Origin of the sequence: Janthinobacterium sp. Ant5-2-1 (genome assembly GCF_001445815.1) — a bacterium.
Lineage (GTDB): Bacteria > Pseudomonadota > Gammaproteobacteria > Burkholderiales > Burkholderiaceae_D > Janthinobacterium > Janthinobacterium lividum_E.
Genome location: NZ_LNCE01000021.1, coordinates 1 through 22,138 on the forward strand (window position 1 = coordinate 1; position 22,138 = coordinate 22,138).

General features: G+C 63.0%; 22 protein-coding genes and 1 rRNA gene. 10 read left to right on the forward strand and 13 right to left on the reverse strand.

Annotation, left to right across the window (positions count from 1 at the left end):
- Together ASN89_RS07730 and ASN89_RS07735 are read right to left on the reverse strand one after the other, a co-directional pair.
- Positions 1 to 131: ribosomal RNA gene (locus tag ASN89_RS07730) — 16S ribosomal RNA — on the reverse strand; the annotation flags it as partial.
- Positions 132 to 500: 369 nt separating this feature from the next.
- Complete coding sequence (locus ASN89_RS07735) at positions 501 to 1,277, reverse strand: enoyl-CoA hydratase (RefSeq protein ID WP_046682238.1); 777 nt, start codon at positions 1,275 to 1,277, stop codon at positions 501 to 503.
- A gap of 76 nt (positions 1,278 to 1,353) precedes the next feature.
- Between ASN89_RS07735 and ASN89_RS07740 the strand changes: the two genes are divergently transcribed.
- Positions 1,354 to 2,655 carry an MFS transporter gene (locus ASN89_RS07740; RefSeq protein ID WP_235501905.1) on the forward strand — a complete coding sequence of 434 codons (1,302 nt, stop codon included), beginning with the start codon at positions 1,354 to 1,356 and terminating at the stop codon, positions 2,653 to 2,655.
- 137 nt (positions 2,656 to 2,792) lie between these two features.
- Positions 2,793 to 3,230 (forward strand): universal stress protein, encoded by a 438-nt coding sequence (locus ASN89_RS07745; protein WP_034785626.1) that lies wholly within the window; start codon positions 2,793 to 2,795, stop codon positions 3,228 to 3,230.
- A 32-nt stretch (positions 3,231 to 3,262) separates the two neighbouring features.
- On the opposite strand, the gene ASN89_RS07750 is transcribed toward ASN89_RS07745, so the two are convergent.
- Positions 3,263 to 4,492 (reverse strand): murein transglycosylase A, encoded by a 1,230-nt coding sequence (locus tag ASN89_RS07750; protein ID WP_321166317.1) that lies wholly within the window; start codon positions 4,490 to 4,492, stop codon positions 3,263 to 3,265.
- Between the two features lie 49 nt (positions 4,493 to 4,541).
- Here ASN89_RS07750 and ASN89_RS29285 point away from each other — a divergent pair, with 49 nt between their 5' ends.
- Entirely contained in the window at positions 4,542 to 4,688 is a 147-nt protein-coding gene (locus tag ASN89_RS29285) for a hypothetical protein (RefSeq protein WP_165829277.1), read from the forward strand.
- A 24-nt stretch (positions 4,689 to 4,712) separates the two neighbouring features.
- Here ASN89_RS29285 and apaG read toward each other — a convergent pair whose 3' ends face one another.
- Entirely contained in the window at positions 4,713 to 5,087 is a 375-nt protein-coding gene (apaG, locus tag ASN89_RS07755) for a Co2+/Mg2+ efflux protein ApaG (protein ID WP_034753698.1), read from the reverse strand.
- A 166-nt stretch (positions 5,088 to 5,253) separates the two neighbouring features.
- Here apaG and rpe point away from each other — a divergent pair, with 166 nt between their 5' ends.
- The 7 genes from rpe (at position 5,254) to ASN89_RS07790 (ending at position 11,381) form a co-directional block, all read left to right on the forward strand.
- A complete protein-coding gene (gene rpe / locus ASN89_RS07760) occupies positions 5,254 to 5,928 on the forward strand; it encodes a ribulose-phosphate 3-epimerase (protein WP_046682236.1) in 675 nt (224 codons plus the stop codon).
- Positions 5,928 to 6,644: a phosphoglycolate phosphatase gene (locus ASN89_RS07765; protein ID WP_046682235.1), complete on the forward strand. Its 717-nt coding sequence runs from the start codon at positions 5,928 to 5,930 to the stop codon at positions 6,642 to 6,644. Before rpe ends, ASN89_RS07765 begins: the two co-directional genes overlap by 1 nt.
- Positions 6,645 to 6,890: 246 nt before the next feature.
- Positions 6,891 to 8,387: an anthranilate synthase component I gene (gene trpE, locus ASN89_RS07770; protein ID WP_058048880.1), complete on the forward strand. Its 1,497-nt coding sequence runs from the start codon at positions 6,891 to 6,893 to the stop codon at positions 8,385 to 8,387.
- Between the two features lies 1 nt (position 8,388).
- Complete coding sequence (locus ASN89_RS07775; RefSeq protein ID WP_046682234.1) at positions 8,389 to 8,952, forward strand: aminodeoxychorismate/anthranilate synthase component II; 564 nt, start codon at positions 8,389 to 8,391, stop codon at positions 8,950 to 8,952.
- A gap of 65 nt (positions 8,953 to 9,017) precedes the next feature.
- Positions 9,018 to 10,061, forward strand: a complete 1,044-nt coding sequence (gene trpD, locus ASN89_RS07780; protein WP_046682233.1) for an anthranilate phosphoribosyltransferase — start codon at positions 9,018 to 9,020, stop codon at positions 10,059 to 10,061.
- Positions 10,062 to 10,095: 34 nt separating this feature from the next.
- A complete protein-coding gene (trpC, locus tag ASN89_RS07785; protein ID WP_058048881.1) occupies positions 10,096 to 10,896 on the forward strand; it encodes an indole-3-glycerol phosphate synthase TrpC in 801 nt (266 codons plus the stop codon).
- Between the two features lie 20 nt (positions 10,897 to 10,916).
- Complete coding sequence (locus ASN89_RS07790; RefSeq protein ID WP_046682231.1) at positions 10,917 to 11,381, forward strand: energy transducer TonB; 465 nt, start codon at positions 10,917 to 10,919, stop codon at positions 11,379 to 11,381.
- Here ASN89_RS07790 and ASN89_RS07795 read toward each other — a convergent pair.
- The 9 genes from ASN89_RS07795 to dkgB all read right to left on the reverse strand — a co-directional run bounded on the left by ASN89_RS07795 (position 11,332) and on the right by dkgB (position 22,071).
- The gene (locus ASN89_RS07795; protein WP_058048882.1) at positions 11,332 to 12,501 is read right to left on the reverse strand and encodes a GGDEF domain-containing protein; all 1,170 of its coding nucleotides are present in this window, start codon (positions 12,499 to 12,501) and stop codon (positions 11,332 to 11,334) included. The genes ASN89_RS07790 and ASN89_RS07795 overlap by 50 nt on opposite strands.
- Positions 12,502 to 12,711: 210 nt before the next feature.
- Positions 12,712 to 14,592: a M61 family metallopeptidase gene (locus ASN89_RS07800; protein WP_268766385.1), complete on the reverse strand. Its 1,881-nt coding sequence runs from the start codon at positions 14,590 to 14,592 to the stop codon at positions 12,712 to 12,714.
- 27 nt (positions 14,593 to 14,619) lie between these two features.
- Positions 14,620 to 15,228 carry an NTP transferase domain-containing protein gene (locus ASN89_RS07805; RefSeq protein ID WP_058048883.1) on the reverse strand — a complete coding sequence of 203 codons (609 nt, stop codon included), beginning with the start codon at positions 15,226 to 15,228 and terminating at the stop codon, positions 14,620 to 14,622.
- Between the two features lie 13 nt (positions 15,229 to 15,241).
- A complete protein-coding gene (locus tag ASN89_RS07810; RefSeq protein WP_058048884.1) occupies positions 15,242 to 17,515 on the reverse strand; it encodes a xanthine dehydrogenase family protein molybdopterin-binding subunit in 2,274 nt (757 codons plus the stop codon).
- A gap of 10 nt (positions 17,516 to 17,525) precedes the next feature.
- Positions 17,526 to 17,984 carry a (2Fe-2S)-binding protein gene (locus tag ASN89_RS07815; RefSeq protein WP_034753534.1) on the reverse strand — a complete coding sequence of 153 codons (459 nt, stop codon included), beginning with the start codon at positions 17,982 to 17,984 and terminating at the stop codon, positions 17,526 to 17,528.
- A 132-nt stretch (positions 17,985 to 18,116) separates the two neighbouring features.
- A complete protein-coding gene (locus ASN89_RS07820; RefSeq protein WP_230492381.1) occupies positions 18,117 to 18,833 on the reverse strand; it encodes a DsbC family protein in 717 nt (238 codons plus the stop codon).
- Positions 18,834 to 19,004: 171 nt separating this feature from the next.
- Positions 19,005 to 20,249, reverse strand: a complete 1,245-nt coding sequence (locus ASN89_RS07825; protein ID WP_058048886.1) for an FAD-dependent monooxygenase — start codon at positions 20,247 to 20,249, stop codon at positions 19,005 to 19,007.
- Between the two features lie 66 nt (positions 20,250 to 20,315).
- Positions 20,316 to 21,236, reverse strand: coding sequence for a TIGR03571 family LLM class oxidoreductase (locus ASN89_RS07830; RefSeq protein ID WP_414842507.1), 921 nt, complete (start codon positions 21,234 to 21,236; stop codon positions 20,316 to 20,318).
- A 10-nt stretch (positions 21,237 to 21,246) separates the two neighbouring features.
- Complete coding sequence (dkgB, locus tag ASN89_RS07835) at positions 21,247 to 22,071, reverse strand: 2,5-didehydrogluconate reductase DkgB (protein WP_058048888.1); 825 nt, start codon at positions 22,069 to 22,071, stop codon at positions 21,247 to 21,249.
- Positions 22,072 to 22,138 lie beyond the last annotated feature (67 nt).

The following is a 22,138-nucleotide window of genomic DNA, read 5'->3' on the forward strand; positions in this document are numbered from 1 at the left end:
GGGTACGTTCCGATATATTACTCACCCGTTCGCCACTCGCCACCAGAGCAAGCTCCGTGCTGCCGTTCGACTTGCATGTGTAAGGCATGCCGCCAGCGTTCAATCTGAGCCAGGATCAAACTCTTCAGTTTAATCTCTGTTACTTTGCCGTTTTACCGGCACCGTCTTGCGACGGGTCGCTCACTCAAAAAACTGACAGGCTACTTCCGAAGAAGTATCCTATTTCATTATTTCTTGTGAACATTTGATATTTTAAGTTAGACGCCAATCCGAAGATTGGCGCTGCACTGACATCAAATGCCCACACTTATCGACTGTTAATTGTTAAAGAACTGTATTCGGTACTGCTTTCGCGCTATCGACAAAGCGTTGTGTTTGTCAGCTGCGAAGAAGGAAGAGTATGAAGCGTTTGCAGCATTTCGTCAACCTTCTTTTGCTCCCCGTTTTTACTCTGCAACACCATGTTTTGTGTGCGTCGTTTTGCGAGGAGGCGAATCATATCAAAGACCGTCGAAGTTTGGCAAGCGTTTTTCCAGGAAAGCGTGCATGCCTTCTTTTTGCGCCGGCGTACCGAAGGCGGCCTGGAACAAACGGCGCTCGTAGGCGACGCCATCGGTCAAGGTGGTTTCAAAGGCGCGGTTGACGCAATCCTTGATCATCATGGCAACCGAGGTCGGCATGGCGGCGATGCTCTTGGCGGCGGCGAGGGTTTCTTCCAGCAATTTATCGGCCGGCACCACGCGCGACACGAGGCCGATGCGTTCCGCCTCGGCGGCATCGATGGTGCGCGCCGTCAGCAGCAGGTCCATGGCCTTGGCCTTGCCGATGGCGCGCGGCAGACGCTGCGTGCCACCCGCGCCTGGCGTGACGCCAACCTTGATTTCCGGCTGGCCGAACTTGGCGCTGTCGGCAGCAATCAGGAAATCGCACATCATGGCCAGTTCACAGCCGCCACCGAGCGCATAGCCGGCCACAGCGCCCACCACCGGTTTGCGCACGCGCAAGATATGCTCCCAGTTGCGGCTGATGTAGCCCTGGGTATAGGTATCCGGGTAGGTGTAGTCGGCCATGGCGGCGATGTCGGCGCCGGCGGCAAACGCTTTTTCGCTGCCCGTGAGGACGATGCATCCGATATTGTCGTCGGCGTCGAACTTCAGCAAGGCGTCGCCCAGCTCATTCATCATGTTCTCATTCAAGGCATTGAGCGCCTTGGGGCGGTTCAGGCGGATGACCGCCACTTTGTCCTGGATATCGATGATCAGGTCTTCGTATTGCATAGTGTCTCCTCTCGATGAACGGTGCAACGATTGTAGCGGCTAACGGCAGCGGCGCGGCAGGTGCGCTGCTATTATTGTGAGCCCGATCTTTTTTATCGAGCGGCATATTTTCTCCTACCTCTTCCAGTATTGCGCCCACTACCTGCGCGGCGACGGCAGCGCCGCCAGCGTCAATTTCCGCCGCCTGTGGTTCAGCAACGGCCTCAATTGCTTCGGCGCCCAGATCACCTCGCTGGCCTTGCCCCTGTGCGCGGTGCTCTTGCTGCACGCGACGCCGGAACAGATGGGCGCGCTGGTTGCCCTGCAGGCGCTGCCGTTCGCCCTCTTCGGCTTGCCTGTCGGCGTGCTGCTGGACCGGCGCAGCAAGCATCCGATCATGCTGTTCAGCGAAAGCATGTCCGGCCTGGCCCTGGCCAGCGTGGCCGTGGCCTACTGGTGCGGCGTGCTGTCGATGCCATGGTTATATATAGTGGGCTTCATCATCGGCACGGGCTTCGTCGTCGGTGGCGGCGCCGAACAGGTGTTTCTGACTTTCCTCGTGGGCCGCGATGGCTTGATCGATGCGCAGTCGAAATTTGCCGCCACCGAATCGGCTTCGCGCCTGATCGGTCCCGGCCTGGCCGGCGTACTCGTGCAAGTGCTGTCGGCGCCCGTCGCCATCCTGTGCACGGCCTGCGGTTATCTGATTTCCGTCTGCAATTTGCGCGCCATGAGCGTGCGCGACCCGCGTCCCGCACCGTCAAGCAAGCACGCCTTGCGCGACATCGCCGACGGCTTGCTGTTTGTCTGGCGCGAACCGCTGCTGCGCGCCCTGGCCTGGGGCGCCGGCATCTGGCACTTCCTGTTCTACGCCAGCATGGCCTTGACGGTGCTGTTCGCCACGCGCGACCTGGGCATGAGCCCGGGCGTGCTGGGCATGACGCAGATGCTGGGTGGCGCCGGCGTCTTGCTCAGCGCCTTCATCGTCAAACCGTTGACGAAGCGCTATGGCGCCGGCCGCACCATCCTGATCGGCCTGGCATCGACTTCGCTCTGCTTTGCCCTGACGCCAACGATTCCCGCCGCGCTGTTCGGCAGCGCAGCGGCCAGCGCCGTGGCGTATGCCATCTTGATGTTCTTTTTCGATTGCGGCGTGATGCTGTTCTTTATTCCCTACCTGGGCTTGCGCCAGAAAGTCACGCCCGACCCCATGCTGGGCCGCATGACGTCGACCATGCGCTTCCTGACGGTGGCGACGGCGCCGCTGGGCGCGCTGGCGGCCGGCTGGGTGGCGGAACATTTTGGCGTACGCAATGGCCTGACCTGCATCGCGGCCGGCAGTATTGTGTTGACGGTGGCCATGGTGTGGAGCACACCGCTGCGTAGCGTGCGCACCTGAAGCGATGAACGGGAATACACTGGCAAAAGATTGCCTTGGCGACACTATTCACGCCAAAGCCTGTGAGGTTTGATTTACATCAAGGTTTTAATTGATGCAAATCCATAAGCTGTCTTACATCACTTGAGGAGCACGCTATGTTTAACACCATCTTATTTCCCACCGACGGCTCGCCGTTGTCCGACAAAGCCGCCGAGACCGCCCTCGCCTTCGCCCAATTGAACAAGGCCAAGCTGGTCGCCATCAGCGTGGTGCAGCCGTTCCCGTTCTCGCCGATGGCGGACGGCGGCATCGTGCTCGACGCCAGCCTGTATGAACAGCAGATGCAGGAAGCGTCGCAGCGCGCCATCGACAAGATCGGCGCGGCGGCAAGCGCCGCCGGCGTGCCGTTTGAAGGCGTGGTCGCCGTGTCGCCAAGCCCGCACGACGAAATCGTCAATGCGGCGCAAACCTACCATTGCGACATCATCCTGATGGCTTCGCATGGCCGCAAGGGCTTGAACAAGCTGTTCGTGGGCAGCGAAACGCAAAAAGTGCTGGCGCATACCCATTTACCAGTCATGGTCCTGCGCTAAGTTACACCACGAACTGCCCGGCGACGCTTTCCCTAGCGCGCCGGCGCCTGCTTCGGCAGCAGCACCCACACGGCGCCGCTCTGCTTCATGCGGCCCGCATTCTCGGCCGCTTCGGCGCCAAAACCAAAGAAGTAATCGACACGGATAGGCCCGCGAATGGCGCCGCCCGTATCCTGCGCCATCACCAGACGCTGCATGGGAATCTCGCTATTGGCTTGCGTGGTGGCCAAAAACACGGGCGCACCTAGCGGCAAAAAGCGCGAATCGATGGCCACCGAACGCTGCGGCGTCAACGGCACGCCCAACGCGCCCTTCGGCCCCACTTTCGGATCAGGCAAGCGCTCTTCCTTGAAGAACACATAGCTGGGATTGGCGTTGAACAATTCATCCTTGCGCGTGGGGTGGCCGGCGATCCACGCCTTGATGCCCTGCGCGGACGCCTGACTCAGGGTCAGCTCGCCCTTGTCGACCAGGTAGCGGCCGATCGATTTGTAGGGATGGCCATTTTGATCCGCGTATGCCACGCGCACGGTTTCCTGCGTATCGGTCAGCTGCACGCGCCCGGATCCCTGCACTTGCAGGAAGAAGGCTTCGACTTCGTCATCCACCCATAACAATTCCTTGCCCGTGACGGACGTGGCGCGCTCGATGTCGGCGCGCGTCGCGTACGGCACCACCTTCTTGCCGACCAGCTTGCCCCGCAAGCGCATGTTCTTCAATTCCGGATACACGCCGGCCAGGTCGACGGTGACCAGGTCGTCGGGCACCTTGTACAGCGGCGTCTGGTATGGACCGCCCCGCTTGCGCGCGCCGTGCAGCAGCGGTTCGTAATAGCCCGTCACGAGGCCGGTGCTGGCGCCATCGGCCGTGATGACTTGATTGGGCACAAAGAAAGTCTCGAAAAACAGGCGGATGGCCTTGTCGCTGTCGGCATTCACCTGGCGCGCGATCGTGCACGACTCCTTCCAGTCCGGCCGTTTGACCAGCACGCCGCATGACGCCATGAACGCTGGCCAGGCGGCGCGCATGTCGTCGCGGGCCCAGCCAGGCAAGGCGGCAAACTTGGCGGGCACGAAGGTGGGGGCTGCCGCATCCGTGACATCCTTGGCGTCGGCCGGCTTGGCCGGAACCGGCTTGACGACAGTCGGGGCAATCGCCGGCGCCTTCCCAGTCGCGGCGACTGGCTCTGCCGGCGGCGTAGTACAGGCGGACAGGACAAGCGCGACGGCGCCGATTGAAACGGGTAGACTACCGCGTGTCAACAGACGGCGGGTAAATACTAAGCTGCGGGTAAATAACATAGGGGTGCGTATGTGGATCTTGATGATAGAGGCGCTGGTAGCGTTCTTCTTGCTGGCATTTATAGTCTGGTGGACCATGTATTCGGGTAAAAAACCCGCACCGCCTGCACGCAAGCAGCTCGGCGAAGAACAGGACAGCACCGAAAAACTGAAGTAAGGGGGCGCAAGCCCCCGCGTTGCATCAATGCAGGGTGCGCGGCACGGACAGCACGAACTCGGGAATCGGCGCTTCGAACTGATGGCCATCTTCGGCCACGCAGAAATACTCGCCGTGCATCGAGCCTTGCGGCGTGCCCAGCATGGTGCCGCTCGTGTATTCGAACTGCTCGCCCGGCTGCAGCAGCGGCTGGTGGCCGACGGCGCCCAGGCCGCGCACCTCTTCCACCTTGTTGTTCGCATCCGTGATGACCCAGTGGCGCGAAATCAGCTGCGCGCCAGCCGTGCCCGTGTTGACGACGCGGATCGTGTAGCTGAACACGTGCCGCCCCTGGTCCGGTGCCGATTGCTCGGGCAGGTATTGCGTCTTGACCGTTACCGTAAATTCATAAGTCGCCATCATCATTCCTATTCAGACATTGCCAGTCGTATTGTGTGTCGCGCGCGACGCATAGACCATCGCGCGATGCGTATTCTGTGTTTCATCGTGCTTCAATAAGGCATGGTAGCGGCGTCAAGCGTAAAATAGCGCATCTTCGCATTTTCTATCCTTTGGCTACTCCACCATGACTACATTCCGTATCGCTCCCAGCATCCTGTCCGCCGACTTTGCCCGCCTGGGCGAGGAAGTGCGCAACGTCGTTACCGCCGGCGCCGACATCATCCACTTCGACGTGATGGATAACCATTATGTGCCGAACCTGACCATCGGCCCGCTGGTGTGCGAAGCGATCCGCCCGCACGTGCAAGTGCCCATCGACGTGCACCTGATGGTCAAGCCTGTCGATCGCATTATCCCGGATTTCGCCAAGGCTGGCGCGAACATCATCACCTTTCATCCGGAAGCGTCGGATCACGTCGACCGTTCCTTGCAGCTGATCCGCGACAATGGCTGCAAATCGGGCCTGGTATTCAACCCGGGCACGCCGCTGCACTACCTGGAACACGTGATGGACAAGATCGACATTATCCTGATCATGTCCGTCAATCCAGGCTTCGGCGGCCAGTCCTTCATTCCGCACGCGCTGAAGAAAATCGCCGAAGCGCGCCGCATGATCGACGAATCGGGCCGTGACATCATGCTGGAAGTCGACGGCGGCATCAAGATCGACAACATCGCCGCTGCCGCTGCCGCCGGCGCCGACACCTTTGTCGCCGGTTCGGCCATCTTCGGCAAGCCCGACTACAAGGCCGTCATCGACGCCATGCGCGCCGAACTGGCAGCCGTCAAGGGCGCCTGATGCAAGCGGGCACGGTGAAAGACCACGTACTGGCCGGCGTGCGCGCCGCCATCATCGACCTCGATGGCACGATGCTCGACACCGTGCCCGATTTCCATGTCGCCATCAACGGCATGCGCGCCGAGCTGGACCTGGCGCCCATCAGCGCCGACGCCATCAAGCTGATGGTCGGCAAGGGCTCGGAAAACCTGATCCGCACCGTGCTGGCGCTCGACTTCGATGCGGCCGGCGTGGAACAGCGTTTCGAGCAGGCGATGGACGGCTACCAGCGCCACTACCTGGCCATCAATGGCCAGTTCAGCACCCTGTATCCGGACGTGGAAGCGGGGCTGGCGGCAATGAAGGCAGCGGGCTTGCGCCTCGCCTGCGTCACCAACAAGCCGATCGCCTTCGCCCTGCCGCTGCTGAAGCAGAAGAAACTCGATGGGTATTTCGAGATCGTCTACGGCGGCGATTCGCTGCCCAGGAAAAAACCGGACCCGATGCCGCTGCTGCAAGTGTGCGCGGACTTCGACCTGGCGCCCGCCAAAGTGGTGGCCATCGGCGACTCATCGAACGACGCGCAAGCGGCCCGGGCTGCGGCTTGCCCCGTATTGACGGTACCGTATGGCTACAACCACGGACACTCTATACACGATACCGATTCCGATGGTATAGTAAATACGCTGCTCGAAGCGGCAGATTTTATTAGCATGCACAACAGACCAGCATACTGACCAAACCCAACACCATATCGTGAACACGTTTCTCATCAAAAAACACAATGTCACCCAAACCGGCTCGATTGAGGCCTGGCTTTGGCGACGCTGGCAATCCTGGCAGGCCTAAGGGCCGAGCCGTGTAAGATTGCTGTCGGCTGCACGCGCGCATTTGCGTACCGTATGCAGCGGCAGGTTTTTTGATAACCCACCGCAGGGCTAGTGCATCGTGCACATGCGTACCCTGGCGGCATGGAGAGACACATGACCGAACTCGAATTCAAATCGCTGGGCCAGCAAGGCTACAACCGCATCCCCCTGATCGCGGAAGCCTTTGCCGACCTGGAAACCCCGCTCACGCTGTACCTGAAACTGGCGCAGACCCAGCAAGGCGGCAAGAATACCTTCTTGCTCGAATCCGTCGTCGGCGGCGAACGCTTCGGCCGCTATTCCTTCATCGGCTTGCCCGCCACGACCGTGTTGCGCAGCTACGGCAGCCACACGGAAATCGTCAAGAACGGCGTCGTGATCGAAGAGCACGAAGGCAATCCGCTCGACTTCATCGAACAGTACCAGTCGCGCTTCAAGGTGGCCCTGCGTCCCGGCATGCCGCGCTTCTGCGGCGGCCTGGCCGGCTACTTCGGCTACGACACTGTGCGCCACATCGAGAAAAAACTGGCCGGCGGCGCGCCGAAGGATGACCTGAACCTGCCCGACATCCAGCTGATGGTGACGGAGGAACTGGCCGTCATCGACAACCTGTCCGGCAAACTCTACCTGATCGTCTACGCCGACACGGCGCAGCCCGAGTCGTTCAGCAAAGCGCGCCAGCGCCTGAAAGACTTGCGCATGATGCTGCGCCGCGGCGTCGATGCGCCCGTCACCAGCGCTTCCGTGCGCACGGAAACCATCCGCGATTTTGCCAAGGAAGACTACCTGAAGGCCGTCGCCAAGGCGCACGAATACGTGATGGCCGGCGACTTGATGCAGGTGCAGATCGGCCAGCGCATCCGCAAACCGTATGTCGATTCGCCGCTGACCCTGTACCGCGCCCTGCGTTCGCTGAACCCGTCGCCGTATATGTACTTCTATAATTTCGGCGACATGCAGATCATCGGCGCCTCGCCCGAGATTTTGGTGCGCAACGAGAACACGGCCGACGGCGGCAAGAAGGTCACCCTGCGCCCCATCGCCGGCACGCGCCCGCGCGGCGCCACGCCGGAACGCGACGCCGAGCTGTCCGCCGAGCTGCTGGCCGATCCGAAAGAGATCGCCGAGCACGTGATGCTGATCGACCTGGCGCGCAACGACATCGGCCGTATCGCCGAAACAGGCAGCGTCCACGTCACCGACCGCATGGTCATCGAAAAATACTCGCACGTGCAGCACATCGTCTCGAACGTGGAAGGCACCTTGAAGAAAGGCTTGTCGAACCTGGACGTGCTGCGCGCGACGTTCCCGGCCGGCACCCTGACGGGCGCGCCGAAAGTGCGCGCCATGGAAGTGATCGATGAATTGGAAATCACCAAGCGCGGCATCTATGGCGGCGCCTGCGGCTACCTGTCGTTTGGCGGCGAAATGGACGTGGCGATTGCGATTCGCACGGGCGTGATCAAGGACGGCATGCTGTACGTGCAGGCCGCGGCCGGCATCGTGGCCGACTCGGTCCTCGAAATGGAATGGCAGGAAACCGAAAACAAGGCGCGGGCAGTGCTGCGCGCCGCCGAACAAGTGCAAGATGGCCTGGATGGGGAGTTTTAAGATGCTGCTGATGATCGACAACTACGACTCCTTCACCTACAACATCGTGCAGTATTTCGGTGAACTGGGCGAAGACGTGCGGGTCTACCGCAACGATGAAATCACGATCGAACAGATCGAGGCGCTGAACCCGGACCGCATCTGCATCTCGCCCGGCCCGAAAGCGCCGGCGCAGGCGGGCATTTCGGTGGCAGTGCTCAAGCACTTCGCCGGCAAGAAGCCGATATTGGGCGTGTGCCTGGGCCACCAGGCCATCGGCGAAGCGTTTGGCGGTAAAGTCATCCGCGCCAAGCAAGTCATGCATGGCAAGACTTCCCTCATCGCACATACGGGCGTGGGCGTTTTCAAAGGCTTGCCCAGCCCCTTCACAGTGATCCGCTACCACTCTTTGGCGATCGAACGCGCCTCGCTGCCTTCCTGCCTGGAAGTGACAGCGTGGACGGACGACGGCGAAATCATGGGCGTGCGCCACCGGGAATACGATATCGAGGGGGTGCAGTTCCACCCCGAATCGATCCTCTCGGAACACGGCCACGCCCTGCTGAAGAATTTTCTCGAGCGCTGATCCCATGCGCACGCCCCGGCGTGCCATCAGTGTCCTCCTGCGCCATCATTGAAGAAGGAAGCATCATGCCGATCACCCCACAAGAAGCCCTGCTGCGCTGCATCGAACACCGCGAGATCTTTCACGACGAAATGCTGTACCTGTTCCGCCAGATCATGTCCGGCGAAATGTCCCCAACCATGATCGCAGCCCTCACCATGGGCTTGCGCGTGAAAAAGGAAACCATCGGCGAAATCGCCGCCGCCGCGCAAGTGATGCGCGAGTTTTCCACCAAGGTGCCCATGGCCGACACCACCAACCTGCTCGACATCGTCGGCACGGGCGGCGACGGCGCGCACACGTTTAACATTTCCACCGCCTCGATGTTCGTGGCGGCGGCCGCCGGCGCGCGCGTGGCCAAGCATGGCGGGCGCAGCGTCTCGTCCTCGTCCGGCAGCGCCGACGTGCTGGACTCTTTGGGAGTCAACATCAACCTGCAGCCCGAGCAGATCGCCCAGTCGATCGCGCAAACGGGCATCGGCTTCATGTACGCACCGAACCACCATGCGGCCATGAAGCATGCAGCGCCCGTGCGCCGCGAACTGGGCGTGCGCACGATTTTCAATATCCTGGGGCCGCTGACGAATCCCGCCGGCGCGCCGAACATTCTGATGGGCGTGTTCCACGCCGACCTGGTCGGCATCCAGGTGCGCGTGCTGCAACGCCTGGGCGCGCAGCATGCGATCGTCGTGTATGGCCGCGACAATATGGATGAAGTGTCGCTCGGCGCGGCCACCATGGTCGGCGAACTGGTCAACGGCGAAATCCGCGAATATGAAATCCATCCGGAAGACTTCGGCATGTCGATGATCGCCAGCCGCAACCTGAAGGTGGCCGATTCCGTCGAATCGAAAGCCAAGATGATGGAAGCGCTGCGCGGCGAGCCTGGAGCCGCCGCCGACATCGTTGCCCTGAACGCAGGCACGGCCCTGTACGCGGCCGGCGTGGCCAGCTCGATCGAAGACGGCCTGGCGCGCGCGCGCACCGCCGTCAGCTCGGGCGCCGCGCTGGCGAAACTCGACCAATTCGTGCAGGTGACGCAGCAGCTGGGCACCCCGGCGCAAGCGTAAGTCCTCCGCCCTCCTTTATAGAATAGCGACCATCATGTCCGACATACTCGATAAAATCCTGGCTGTAAAAGCCGATGAAGTGGCCAAGGCCAAAGCACGCCGCAGCCTGGCCAGCCTGCGCGGCGACGTGGAAAGCGACAGCGACCTGCGCACCGGCCTGCGCGGCTTTGAAGCGAGCCTGCGCCAGCACATCGCCGCCGGCAAGCCCGGCATCATCGCCGAAGTCAAAAAGGCGTCGCCGTCGAAAGGCGTCATCCGCGCCGACTTCCGCCCGTCTGATATCGCCGCCAGCTACGCGGCGCATGGCGCGGCCTGCCTGTCCGTGCTGACGGACGAGCAGTTCTTCCAGGGCAGCGTGGCGTATTTGCAGCAGGCGCGCGCCGCCTGCGCCATCCCCGTGCTGCGCAAGGATTTCATGGTCGACATGTACCAGATCTATGAAGCGCGCGCCATGGGCGCCGACTGCATCCTGCTGATCGTCGCGGCGCTCGACCATGGCCTGATGGCCGAGATGGAAGCGTGCGCCCACGAACTGGGCATGGGCGTGCTGATCGAAAGCCATGACGGCGAAGAACTGACGGCGGCGCTCAAGCTCAAGAGCGCGCTGATCGGCATCAACAACCGCAACTTGCGCACGTTCGAAACGTCGCTGGAAACGACACTCGGCCTGCTGCCGCGCATTCCGCAAGACAAGTTGATCATCACGGAATCGGGCATCCATACCACGACCGACGTGCAACGCATGCGCGACGCGCACATCCACAGCTTCCTCGTAGGCGAAGCGTTCATGCGCGCGCCAGACCCCGGCGTGGAGCTGGAACGCCTGTTCAGTTAAACCATGGTAGGCTGGCAGCCATGAGACACGCGATCACCGTCCTTGCCGCCGCCAGCCTGCTGGCAGCCTGTCAAAGTACGCCCCCGCCAGCGCTGAACACACCCACGTCCGCGCCCCCTCGCACGCCGGCCGCGATACAGCTGGCCGCCAGCATCGACGCCTATAAGTCGCTGGTGGCGCAGCAGATCATGGCGGCCAACGCAGAATACATATTCAGCGGGCGCCTGCCGCCCATGTTGCCGGCCATCGTCGTGCTCGACCTGAGCGTGGGACCCGACGGCGAACTGAAAAGCGTGCACGTGCACCGTTCGCGCGACAGCGAAGCCTCGGCCGCGGCGCTGGCCGCCGTGCGACGCGTGCCAGTGTTCTTTCCGCCAGCGGCACACCTGATGCGCCGCCACGCCCGGACCTTCGATTTTTCCGAAACCTTCCTGTTCAACGACCAGTACCGCTTCCAGCTGCGGACATTGTCCGGTCCTCAGTAAACACGCAAGCATCGAATTCGATGCGGTCGCGTCCCCGTTCCTTGGCCAGGTACAGGGCCGCATCGGCGCGCGACAGCAGCTGTTCCAGCCCTTCCACCACCGATGCCTGGCAAGCGAGGCCGATGCTGACCGTACACGGTGGCAGCCGACTGGGCTCGTGCAGCAAGGCGCGGATGCGTTCGGCCACGCCCAGCGCGTTATGCGCTGGCATGTCCGGCATCAGCACGACGAACTCCTCGCCGCCGAAACGCGCCACGCAATCCGATTCGCGCAAGGCGCCTTTGATAACGGTGGCCACGTGCGCCAGCACCTGGTCGCCCACCGCATGACCGTAGCGGTCATTGATCAATTTGAAGTAATCGAGGTCGATGCTGAGCAGTGTCAGCGGCAAACGGCGGCGCCGCAGATTGCCTAGTTCTCGCGCATAGGCGTCGCCAAAGCCGCGCCGGTTCAGCACTTGCGTCAGCGGATCGTGGGTCGAACGGCGCTCCAGTATCTGCTGCAGGCGCCGCGTCGCCACCGTCATGAAGCCCACCGTCAGCAACAGCGCCATGAAATTGGCGACCGCCAGATAGATACCGGCCGGCGTGCCGGCCACCGTCAAATTCACGCTGGCGCCGCCATGCAGCAGGGCCGATACGCCGCGCACCAGCACCACGACAGCTTGCATCAGCATCAGCGCGCCAAAGAAAAAACTCGAGAAATGGCGTTCGCCATGGCGCCACACCAGTTGCACCTGGCGCGCATAAAACAGGAAGACCAGCAGGGAAAAGACCGCCACGCGCGCCGAGAAATCGGGGCGCGCCAGCAGCCACCAGCTATTGCCGGCGATGGCCAGGCCGAGTATCAGCAGATAGGCGCGGCGGCTGGGCGCCAGGCCGAAGAATTTCTCCGTGCCCAGCATCGACAGGCCGATGCCGGCCACCAGCGCCGCATTGGCCGCGAGCATGGACAATGCCGGCGGCAGCACTTCGCGGGTGCCGAACAGCAGGGACGCGCACACCAGCAACAGCAAACCGGCCGCCCAATGCCCCAGTCCATGCACCTCGCGCCGGAAACTGCGATACACCGAGAACATGACGATGCTCATGGCCCCGCACATCAGGGTCGTCATCAGCATGATGGTTCGGGGATCGAGGGTTTCCACGTTGGGCGCGGCCTAAAAGAATCAGTTCGGCAATTTTAGTTTAGTTAAAGAAAAATTAGTTCATTTGCAGTAAATATGATGGCAAGCCGCGAGTGCCGGCGGATCAGTTGCCATTGAAATGGCGGCCTGAAATACAAAACCGGCCAGTGACGGCCGGTTTTGTCTTACCGCATGACGAACAGCTTATACAGCGCTAGGACGCTTCGGCCCCGTGGCTTTCTTTGGCGCCGGCAGCAGGCTCAAGCTGACGCCGGGCACGCGGTCGCCCTGCAGCACGGCGGCGAATGTCATCAGCTCGTCGCGGCGGAAGGCGTGGACCGCCACCTTGGCGCCGACGGCGTAACGGCCCAGCAAGGTGTCCAGATTGCTGCCCGTCACGCGCAAGCCATCGACGGCCACCAGCACGTCGCCCGCCGACAAGCCGGCCACGTGGGCGGCGCCGCCCTGGTGCACCTGCGCCAGTTTGGCGTCGTTGCCGTCGCGGCCCAGGTTGACGTCCAGGCTGGCTTTTTCGGCCTTGCGCGCGTCGCTGTATTTCACGCCGAACGGCGCCAGCAGGCGCGCCAGCGGCACGTCGTCCGTGCCGCGGATGTAGCGCTCGAAGAACGGTTTCATGCGCGTGCCGGAAACTTCATCGAACAGGGCTTCGACTTCGGCCGGCGTCACGCCGCGCGCTTTGCCCTTGTAGAAATCGCGGCCATAGCGCTGCCACAGCGCCTGCATCACGTCGTCCAGCGATTTCTCGCCATTCGTCTTCGTGCGGATCGTCAGGTCGAAGGCCAGCGCGATCAGCGAACCCTTGGTGTAGTAGCTGACGATGGCGTTCGGCGCGTTTTCATCCTGGCGGTAGTACTTGCCCCAGGCGTCGAAGCTGGAGTCGGCCACGCTTTGCTTGGTGCGGCCGCTGCCGCGCAAGACGCTGTTGACGGTTTTTCCGAGCAGCTTGAAATAGGCCGCCTCGTCGATCAGGCCCGCGTGCACCAGCATCAGGTCGTCGTAATAGCTGGTGAAGCCCTCGAACAGCCACAGCAGCGGCGAATAGCTTTCCGCCTGCAGGTTGTACGGCGCAAAGGCGGCCGGCTTGATGCGCTTGACGTTCCAGGTGTGGAAGTACTCGTGGCTGCACAAGCCCAGGAATTTCAGGTAGCCGTCGCCGATCTCGGTGCTGGTGGACGCCGTCGTCGGCAGGTCGGCGCGCGCGCAGATCAGCGCCGTCGAGGCGCGATGTTCGAGGCCGCCGTAACCGTCGCCGACGGCCATGGTCATGAACACATAGCGGTCCATCGGCGCTTTCTTTGTCTTCGGCTCGAAGAAGGCGATCTGCGTTTCGCAGATGGCTTTCAGGTCGCGGCACAGACGGTCCAGGTCCAGGTTCGGCACCTTGCCCGTGACGACGATATCGTGCGGCACACCATGCGCGGTGAAGGTGGCCAGCGCGAAGTCACCCATCTCCACCGGGTGGTCGATCAGCTCATCGTAGTTGGCCGCCTGGTAGCTGCCGAAGCTGTAGCGCTTCGCCTTGAGTTCCGGCAGGGTGGTGGCCACTCGCCAGGTCTTGCAGGTCGCATCCTTCGGCTGCACGATGTGCACTTCATGGGCGTCGGATTCCTGGCCCAGCACGCGCAGGAGCACGCTGGTGCCGTTGAAGAAGCCGTGATTCTGGTCCAGGTGGGCGGCGCGCACGGACAAATCCCATGCATACACGTCGTATTCGACCATCAAAGGGCCCTTGCACGGCGCGGCTTGCCACGAATGCTTGTCCAGCTTGGTCAGCGCCACAGCCTTGCCTTCGGATTCGGCGCGGATGCTGACGATGTTGCGCGAAAATTCGCGGATCATGTAGCTGCCCGGGATCCAGGCCGGCAAGGACAATACCTGGCCGATGGCGGCCGGCGACTTGACCGTCAACGTCACCTTGAACATGTGGCCTGCCAGGTCCGCTGCGGCGATGCTGTAGATGATGCCCGCGGCCGGTGCGGCTTTCGCCTTGGTTTTCGCTGCGGCTTTGCTTATGGCATTGCCGGAGGCTTTTGCGGTGATTTTTTTAATCGGTGCTTTCTTCATGTTTTCCTCGTGTCTGGCATGGATGTTCTACAATCGCCCGGGCGCGCCATGCACCGGCGACAAATCGTCAGGTGTATCAATATCGCGCAAGATGCCGCCATCGTCCACTGTCACTTCGCATACGACATGGCTGTTGACGATGCTGCGCGCGCCCTGGTCGCCATCGAGCGCCAGCAGCAGCGGCAAGTGGAAGGCGCTGAACGCGACAGGATTGCCGCGCCGTCCCTGGAAGACGGGCACGGCGATGCGCGCCCCATCGCCGATGGCTTGCGACAAGGCGGCGATTGTAGCCGCTTCCACGAAAGGCATGTCGCCCAGGGCGATCAGCCAGCCCGGCGCGCCGCGCACATAATCGATGGCGCAGGTCAGCGAGGCGGCCATGCCCGTGTCGGCGTCATGGCAGACGCGCACTTCGCAGCCCATCGCGCCGAGCACGCGCGCCACCTGCGTGTCGTCGGCACGCACCACGGCCAGCACGCGCGGCAAGGCCGCCAGCATGGCTTTTGCGGCCGCCGCCACCACCTGCAAGCCCGCATGCGGGCCTTCGGCCAGCGGCTGCAATAATTTATTCTGTATGCCGGAAGGGTCGAACCTGCGTCCCCTTCCGGCTGCCAGCAAGATGCCGACCGTACTCAAAAAACCGCTGCCGTCATGCGGCCGCCAGGTCGAACGGCAGCTTGCGCAGGCGCTTGCCCGTCAGGGCGAACAGCGCATTGGCAAAGGCAGGCGCCAATGGCGGCACACCCGGCTCACCCATGCCCGTCGGCGCGTCGCCCGATGGCACCAGGTGCACCTCGATCACGGGCATGTCGGGCATGCGCGGCACCGGGTAGTCGCCGAAGTTCTGCTGCTCCACCACGCCATCCTTGAGCGTGATGGCCGCGCCGGGGATGGTCATGCCCAGCGCCATCAGCGCGGCGCCCTGCACTTGCGCCTCGATCGTCAAGGGGTTGACGGCCAGGTTGCAATGCACGCCCGCCCATACCTGGTGCAGCTTGGGTGCGCCTTCCACCACCGAGGCCGTCACCACGTAGGCGACGACGGAATTGAACGACTCGTGCATGGCCACGCCCCAGGCTTGTCCCTTCGGCAGCTTCTTCTTGCCATAGCCGGACTTCGCCACGGCCAGGTCCAGCGCGGCGATGTGGCGCGTATGCTTGGCATCGATCAGCTGCTTGCGGTAGGCGACGGGGTCCATCTTCGCCACGTGCGCCGCCTCGTCGATCAGGGTTTCCATGACGAAGGCCGTATGCGTCGAACCGACGGAGCGCCACCACAGCACGGGCACGTTCGCCTTGGCCGTGTGCACGGACAGCTTCATCGGCAGGGTATACGGCTCGCCCATGCCTTCGACCATGGTGCCGTCGACGCCATTTTTCACCATGAAGGCTTCGAACGGCGTGCCGGCCATGATGGACTGGCCCACGATGGTGTGGTCCCAGGCGAGGATTTTCCCTTTGGCGTCGAGGCCGATCTGCGCGCGGTGCACATGCGACGGCCGGTAGTAGCCGCCCTTGATGTCATCCTCGCGGCTCCACATCAGCTTTAGCGGGCCGCTCTTGCCCGCCGCGCGGTACGCCTTGGCGACGTTGACGGCTTCGACCACGTAATCGGAACTCGGCACGGCGCGCCGGCCAAAGCCGCCACCGGCCATCATCGTGTGCAAGGTCACCTGCTCCGGTTTCAGGCCGGAAGTGGCGGCAATCGCCGCCTGGTCGCCCGTCTGGAATTGCGAACCGACCCACATCGTGCATTTGTCGGCCTGCAGGTCGACGACGCAGTTGAGCGGCTCCATCGGCGCGTGCGCCAGGTAGGGGAATTCGTACACGGCTTCGATCTTTTTCGGCGCCGACGCCAGCTTGCCCATGTCGGCAGGTCTGGCAACGGTGCCCGGGGTTTTCGCCAGCGCCTTGAAGGCGGCCAGTTGCCTGTCGCTGCTGACCTTTTCCACGGCGCTCGTATCCCACTCGATCGCCAGCGCATCGCGCCCCTGCTTGGCGGGCCAGTAGCCATCGGCGATGACGGCCACGCCGCTGCCGCCGCGGTCCGTCTTCACTTCCAGCACATCGAGCACGCCCTTGATGGCTTTCGCCTTGCTGGCGTCGAATTTCGCCACCTTGGCGCCAAACACGGGCGGGCGGGCCACCATGGCCACTTTCGCGCCGGGCGGCTTGAAGTCGATGCCGAACTGCTGTTTTCCCGTCGACTTGGCGGCCGCGTCCAAACGTTTCACGGGTTTGCCGATAATGGAAAATTCGCGCGGGTCTTTCAGCTTCACGGTGGCGGGCACGGGCTGGCGCATGGCCGCGTCGGCAAGTTCGCCATACGTCGCCTTTTGTCCGCCGGGGCCATACAGCACGCCCTTGGCGGCGCGCACCTGGTCGGGATTGACTTTCCACTGCGCGGCGGCGGCGCCTACCAGCATGGCGCGCGCCTTGGCGCCGATTTCGCGGTACTGCGTAAACGAATGGGCGATGCTGCCCGAGCCGCCCGTCATCTGCATGCCGTAGGCGGCATCCTTGTACTGCTCGCCGGCCGGCGCCAGGGCGCCATGCACGAGGCTCCAGTCGGCATCGAGTTCCTCGGCGATCAGCATGGGCAAGCTCGTTTGCACGCCCTGGCCGAATTCCAGCCGGTTCACCTGCACCGTCACCGTGTTATCGGGCGCGATGTGCAAAAACGCGTTCGGCGCATACACGGGCTTGGCCGGAGCGGCATCGGCCGCCTGCGCCAGCTTGCCGGCACCGGGCAGGAAAAAGCCCAGCATCAAGCCGCCGCCAGCCACCGCGCCGGCCTTCATGAAACCGCGCCGCGACACGCCATCGGCCGCGCCAACCACAGCCACCGGCGTCGATGCCAGCGCCGCACCCAGGGTCACCCCGCCATGCTGCAATGCTTCCTGATTCAACCATTCGATACGCATGCCGTTCTCCTCAGGCCAGGGTCTTGGCCGCGTCCTTGATGGCTGCGCGGATCCGTTGATAGGTGCCGCAGCGGCAGATATTGCCGCTCATGGCGCCGTCGATGTCGGCATCGCTGGGCGCCTTGTTGGTGCGCAGCAGCGCCGTGGCGCTCATCACCTGGCCGCTTTGACAGTAGCCGCATTGCGGCACGTCGTGGCGCACCCATGCCGCCTGCACGGCCTTGCCTACCTGGTCGTTTTCCATCGCTTCGATGGTGGTGATCTTTTGCGCGCCCACCGAGGAAATCGGCGTGATGCACGAGCGGATCGGCTGGCCGTCAAGGTGCACCGTGCAGGCGCCGCACAGGGCCGCGCCGCAACCGAACTTGGTGCCCGTCATGTTCAGGTTGTCGCGCAGCGCCCACAGAATGGGCGTGGAAGGATCGGCGTCGACCTGCGTGTCGCGTCCGTTGATATTCAAGGTAATCATCTGCTGCTTCCCCTCTTTGGATTGTTATGGCGTCTACGAACAACACTTGATGATACGACAGCGGAAAAAAAATGCAAAAAAAAGCGCGCCTTGCGAGGGCGCGCCGTCCAGCCTTCCTGGCGACAGCCCGGATTACTTAATGGTCGAGAATTTCTGTTCCAGCGTTTTCGCATCGACCGCGCCAGGAATGCGGCTGCCGTCGGCAAAGAAGATGGCTGGCGTGCCCGAAACGCGCAGCTGCTGGCCCAGGGCCAGGATTTTTTCATGCGGGTTGGCGCAGTTGGCTGGCGATGCGGCAGGCACTTTACCGTTCAGCATCCAGTCATCCCAGGCCTTGTTGCGGTCCGGCGAGCACCAGATATTGCGCGACTTGGCGATCGAATCGGGCGACAGGATGTTGTACATGAAGGTGTAGACGGTGACGTTGTCGATTTCCTTCAGCGCGTTCTGGCGGAAGCGCTTGCAATAGCCGCAGTTCGGATCTTCGAACACGGCGATCACGCGCTTGCCATTGCCCTTGACGGTCTTCATGGCCGAATCGAGCGGCAGGTCGGAGAACTTGATGCGATTGACTTCGTCCAGGCGCACCTTGGTGAGATCCTGCGACGTCTTGGCGTCGAAGACGTGGCCGACGAACAGGTATTGGGCGGACTTGTCCGTGTACAGGATGTCGCCGCCCGTGCGCACTTCGTACAGGCCGCCGTACGGTGTTTCCTTGACCGAATCGACCTTGGCGCCTTCGCCCAGGCGCGGCTCGATCAGCTTTTTGATGCTCGCTTCCGTCGGCGTTTCCGCGCCGGCGCACGACATCATCAGGCCCGAGGCCATCAGCAAGGCGATTTTGCTCATGCTTCTGTTCATTGTTATCACTATCACTTCTCCACTTGTAACGCCCGGCGAAACTGGCAGGGGACCCGGCGCCGTTACCTCTTTGACAAAACGATCGCCGCAGACCAGCTGCGGCGACCTTGAATTTTCACTGCTGCCATTATCCGGCGATATCTTAAGATACGCTGATATTTACTGGTGTCCCAATGCGTGCGAAATCATTTTCCGCTTCAGGGCAGGTAATTTATCCAGCAAGTTTAATCCCAAATTGCGAACCACGCGCAACGGCTCCAGATCGGCGCCAAATAATCGCGCCAGGCCATCGGTCGCCAACTGCATCAGCAGCACGTCTTCCTTGCGCGCGCGCGCATAGCGGGCCAGCACGCGTTCGTCGCCGATACCGCGGTGCGCTTCGCGTTCGCCGATCGTCTTGACCAGCTGCGCCACGTCGGCAAAGCCCAGGTTCATGCCGTGGCCAGCCATCGGATGGACCACGTGGGCGGCGTCGCCGACCAGGGCCACGCGCGGCGCCACCATGGCGTGCGGGCGCATCAGGGTCAGCGGAAACGCGCGCACCAGCTCCGGCTGCAAAGGCGTCAGCTTGCCCAGTTTGTCCTGGCAGTATGCAGCCAGGCGCGCGGCCAGGGCGTCGGCCGGTTCGGCCATCAAGGTATCGGCCAGCGCATCGGGCGCCGACCAGACGAGAGAGACGCGCTCGCCCGGCAGCGGCAGCAGCGCGACGATGCCTTCGCTGCCCGTAAACCACTGGTGGGCCGCGCCATGGTGCGGCTTTTCGCAGGCGAAGTTGCTGACCACGCCGCGCTGGCCGTACGAGCGATAATCGAGGCCGATGTCGCACTGGCCCCGCACCCACGACTGGGCGCCGTCCGCGCCCACCACCAGCGCGCAGGTGATGGTATCGCCGCCATCGAGGTGCACGATGGCCGAGTCATTCGTCCATTCCAGGCGGCTGGCGCGGCCTTGCAGCACGCCGACGTTCGGCGCGAATTTCAAGGCGGCGTCCAGCGCCTGGCCCAGATTGCGGTCTTCAATGATCCACGCCAGGCTGCCCACATGGGCGCCGTAGGCGTCGAAACCGAGTCCGCCCGCCTGCGCGCCGTCACCGTTGACCAGCATGGCGTCGACGGGCGCCACCCTGTCGGCCTCCAGGGCGCCCCACACTTTCAGCGACGACAGCAACTGGTGCGCTGTGTGATTGAGCGCATACACGCGCACATCCCAGCTGGCTTCGACCGGCTTGAAGGCGGAAGCGGACGTGGATGCTGGCGGGCTCGCCGGAGATAGCAGGGTGACGCTTTGTCCTGCCTGGGCAAACGCCAGCGCCGTGGTTTTCGCGATGGCGCCGTTGCCGACGATGCAAACGTCGCTGTGGCTGTGCATGAAGCGCCGCATGGTAGGGGAAGTGGGACTGTTCATGCGGCCATTATAGCGTTTGCCCCACCTGTTTCAGATAGTCCGGAAGTACAGAACGCGTGCCTCAGATCAAGCGGCGCCATGAAAGACGGGCAACACGTATTCCGCGATCTCCTGCATCGTCTCGACCAGCGGGCGGCGGTTCTGCCGCAGCTGCAGGCCGATGTGCCGCACGCCGGCCGCGCGCATGGCGTGCAGCTCGGCGATCAGGCCATCGCGTCCCGTGCGCCCGCCGAAGCGGAAGCGCTGCAGCGGCAGGTTCGGATCTTCGTCCAGGTCCAGGTGGATGAAGCTGACATACGGCTTGTCGTCTCCGGCCACGGCGCGCCATTGCGCCGAGCGCCGCGCATGGTCGTCCGGCGTGCCCGGATAGGCGAGCCAGCCATCCATCTGCGCGCCTATCCACGCGGGCGACTGCTGCGCCAGCCCCGCCACCAGCAGCGGCAGAGGCGCGGCCGGTTTCGGCAGCAGACGGATGCCGGGCGGCAGGCGCGTCTCGCCCCAGTCGCGCAGCATGGCGACCTGTTCGCGGAAAGCGGCGCCGCGCTGGCCGAAGTCGCGACCAAACACGGGATACTCGACGGGCCGGTCGCCGCTGGCCACACCCAGCAGCAAACGCCCGCCGCTCAACTGGTCGACGCTGGCCGCCGCTTTTAACGTCAGCACCGGCTCGCGCAGCGGCAACACCACGGCCGCCGTGCCCAGCAAGATATTCTCCGTGATGCCGGCCAGGTAGCCCAGGTAAGTAAACACCTCGAAGACCTGGGCCGCGTCGCCGAACGACGGGTCGTACAGTGGCACGTCGCGCAGCCACAAGGCATTGAAACCGAGGCGGTCGGCCAGCTTCGCCAGCGCAGCATGCTGTTTCAGGTCAGGTTCGCCCGGCACGCGGCCGGTCGCCGCATTCGCCTGGCGTCCCGCGGACGACCAGTCATTATCGAGCGGCAGTTCCAGGCCGATGCTGAAACCGCCCTGCCCCAGTTTCGTCATGGCACCCATCTCAATCCCACTGCGGCGCCAGGCCGTCCGGGTTGGCCAGGCGCTCGCCGCGTTCCAGGGTCGCCATCTGCGCCATCTCGTCCGGCGACAGGGTGATGCGCTGGAAATGCAGGTTCGCTTCCAGATTGGCGCGCCTGGTCGACGACGGGATCACGGCAAAGCCCTGCTGCAGCGACCAGCTCAGGGCCACTTGCGCCGGCGTCACGCCATGTTTGGCGGCGATGGCCGCGATCACGGGATCAACGACCACCGTGCCATACGCGAGCGGCATGTAGGCCGTGATGTGGATGCCCTGGCTGCGCGCGAAATCGATGACCTTGCGGTTTTGCAGGAACGGGTGGATCTCGACCTGTTGCGTGGCGATTTCCGATGCGCCCACCGTATCGATGGCTTGCCGCAGTTGCGCGTTCGTGAAATTCGATACGCCGATGGCCTTGGTCAATCCCTGCGCCTTGGCCTGCGCCAGCGCTTCCATGTACTCGGCCACGGGAATGGCGTCCTGCGGCGACGGCCAGTGGATCAGGGTCAGGTCCAGTTGTTCCAGCCGCAGCTTGCGCAGGCTGTCCTTCAGGCTGGGAATGAGCTTGTCGCGCTGAAGATTGTCGATCCAGATCTTGGTGGTGACGAACAGCGCGTCGCGCGGGACGGCGCTGGCGGCGATCGCCTGGCCCACTTCCGCTTCATTGCCGTAGATTTGCGCCGTGTCGATATGGCGGTAGCCGACGTCCAGGCCCGTGCTGACGGAATCGATGACGACCTGGCCCTGCAGGCGGAAAGTGCCCAGGCCGATTTCAGGGATGGCGGTGTGTTGGGTAGTCGTGTTCATGCGGCAGTCCTCTCAAATACATGTCGATGACCACACTATGCGCCCATCCTTTGTTGAGAAAAATACC